At 74.3% G+C, this 2236-nt stretch carries 1 protein-coding gene; it reads left to right on the top strand.

The window, feature by feature from the left end; all coding sequences use genetic code 11:
- Positions 1-27: 27 nt before the first annotated feature.
- Positions 28-2236, top strand: a 2209-nt coding sequence (locus IG74_RS0144325) for an acyltransferase domain-containing protein (protein ID WP_234334682.1), incomplete at its 3' end; no start/stop codon positions are given.

A 2236-nucleotide genomic window follows, 5' to 3' on the forward strand; every position in this document is an offset into this window, starting at 1 on the left:
TCGCAGGGTGAGATCGCGGCGGCTTGTGTGGCGGGTGCGTTGTCGCTTGAGGATGCGGCGCGGGTGGTGGCGTTGCGGAGTCAGGCGATCGCGGCGCGGCTGGCCGGGCGTGGGGGCATGGCCTCGGTCGCCCTCAGCGAGGAGGACGCGGCCGGGCGTCTGGAGCCCTGGGCCGACCGCGTCGAGGTCGCGGCCGTCAACGGGCCGTCCTCCGTCGTGGTCGCCGGTGACGCCCAAGCCCTGGACGAGGCCCTGGAGGCCCTGGACGACCAGGGCGTCCGCATCCGGCGGATCGCGGTGGACTACGCCTCGCACACCCGGCACGTGGAGGACGTCCGCACCACGCTCGCCGAGGTGCTCGCCGGGATCGGCGCACAGGAGCCGACGGTGCCGTTCTACTCCACCGTCACCGGCGGTTGGGTGACGGACGCCGGGGCCCTGGACAGCGCCTACTGGTACCGCAACCTGCGCGAACGCGTACGGTTCGGCCCGGCCGTCGCCGACCTGCTCGACCAGGGGCACGGGGTGTTCGTGGAGGTCAGCGCCCACCCCGTACTGGTCCAGCCCATCACCGAGGCCGTGGTCGCCGCCGACGCCGACGTGGTGGTGACGGGCTCGCTGCGCCGCGAGGACGGCGGCCTGCGGCGCCTCCTCACCTCGATGGCCGAGCTGTTCGTCCGGGGCACCCCGCTGGACTGGGCCAGGGCGCTGCCCGCCGGGGCCACGTCCCGGCGCGTCGACCTGCCGACGTACGCCTTCGACCACCAGCACTACTGGATCCGGATGGGCGCGTCCGCCACGGACTCCGCGTCCCTCGGCCTCGCCGGGGCCGACCACCCGCTGCTGGGCGCGGTCGTACCGCTGCCGCAGTCCGACGGCCTCGTCTTCACCTCACGCCTCTCGCTGCGGACGCACCCGTGGCTCGCCGACCACGCGATCGGCGGTGCGGTCCTCGTCCCCGGCACCGTGTACGTCGATCTCGCGGTGCGCGCGGGCGACGAGTTCGGCCACGGCCTCCTGGAGGAACTCGTCATCGAGGCGCCGCTGGTGCTGCCCGACAGCGGCGGCGTACGACTCCAGGTCGCGGTGAGCGGACCCGGCGCGACGGGTTCGCGGACCGTGGACGTGTACTCCCAGCGCGAGGACGCCGCCGACGACGGCGGCGCGGACGATGTGTGGACGCGGCACGCCACCGGCCTCCTGGCGGCCTCGCCGACGGCGCCCGACCCGGGGCGCGCGTTCGACTTCGCGGCCTGGCCGCCGCCCGGCGCGGAGCCGGTCCCGATGACGGACTTCTACGCCGACCTGGTCGAGCGCGGCTACGCGTACGGGCCCGCCTTCCAGGGCCTGCGCGCGGTGTGGCGGCGCGGCGACGAGGTCTTCGCCGAGGCCGCGCTGCCCGAGGAACACCGAGAGGAGGCAGGCGGGTTCGGCATCCACCCGGCGCTCCTCGACGCCGCCCTCCACACGAACGCCTTCGCCCGCCCGGACGACGACCGCAAGGTGCTGCCGTTCGCCTGGAACGGGCTGCTCCTGCACGCCGTGGGCGCCTCCGCGCTGCGCGTGCGGGTCGCACCGTGCGGCCCGGACGCGCTGTCGTTCCACGCCGCCGACGACACCGGCGCCACGGTCCTGACGATGGACTCGCTGGTGTCCCTGCCGGTCTCCACCGACCAGCTGGACGCCGCGGCGGCGGACGGGAGCCGCGACACGCTGTTCGGCGTGGAGTGGACCGAACTGCCGCCGGTACGAGGGGATGTGGCCGGAAGCGCGACGGCCCCGCCGTTGGCCGTCCTGGAGGCCTTCGGGGACGACGGCGAGGGCGCGGTACTCGCCCTGACCACCCGCGTGTTGGGGGCGGTGCAGGAGTGGCTTGCCGGGGCGGGCTCTGACGATTCGCGCCTTGTGGTGGTGACCCGGGGGGCGGTGCCCGCGGGCGATGGAGCGGTGACGGATCCGGCTGGAGCGGCGGTGTGGGGCCTGGTGCGTGCCGCGCAGGCGGAGAATCCGGAACGGATCCTGCTCGTCGACACCGACCCCGCGGCCGGAGGAGACCTGGATGCGGCGCTGGGGGTGGCGCTGGCCAGTGGTGAGCCGCAGGTTGCGGTGCGTGGTGCGATTTTCTCGGTGCCCAGGTTGGTCCGTGTTGCGGGTCGGGGGCTGGGTTCGGGGAACGTATTCGCCGCTGGAAAGACCGTTCTACTTAGTGGTGGAACAGGATCCCTGGGTGGCCTGG

This window comes from Streptomyces sp. NRRL B-1347 (genome assembly GCF_000720325.1).
Taxonomy (GTDB): Bacteria; Actinomycetota; Actinomycetes; order Streptomycetales; family Streptomycetaceae; genus Streptomyces.